General features: G+C 46.6%; 1 protein-coding gene. It reads left to right on the forward strand.

Features of this window, described 5'->3' with window-relative positions; translation table 11 throughout:
- Positions 1-509: hypothetical protein (locus tag PZH32_RS11205; RefSeq protein WP_275208328.1), on the forward strand; the 509-nt coding region annotated here is incomplete at its 5' end.
- Positions 510-528 lie beyond the last annotated feature (19 nt).

The following is a 528-nucleotide window of genomic DNA, read 5'->3' on the forward strand; positions in this document are numbered from 1 at the left end:
TAAACCGACAGAGCCGGACAGAGCTGGAAAACAGTCTGCTCAAAGAAGCGTTGGCGATGTCGAGCGAGAACTGCGAGGAATTGATGAAGCAGTCAAATCAAGAACAAGTAAGGGCAGAGCAGAACAGGCAGAGAGACGCAGAGCAGAACAGGAAGCTCATCAGCGAGCTGAAGCAGAGCGTAGAGCTGCTGAAGAACAGCAACGAATTGCTTCAAGACGCTATATCGGGCGAGATTGGGAGCCTGAAAGATGAGGTTAAGGAAAACACCGTCCAAGAGGTTAGAAAGGCGTTACAGGCGAATATAGAGGCTATACAGAGGGCTACAAAGCTTCTTGAGAAGCAGTCTGATACACTTACAAGCGTGATGAAGCAGAAGATCCGGGAGCTGGAGGAAAGCAAGAACAGCTTTTTCAGATATGAGGGCTTAAAGCTGTACCTGTTTTGGGGCGGTATGGTCTGTAATATTTTAGTGTTTCTTATGCTGTTATATGGTATGCTTGGTAAGTAAAAAGAAATCGACAAATCGG

This window comes from Adlercreutzia equolifaciens, assembly GCF_029076695.1.
GTDB classification, from domain to species: Bacteria; Actinomycetota; Coriobacteriia; order Coriobacteriales; family Eggerthellaceae; genus Adlercreutzia; species Adlercreutzia equolifaciens_A.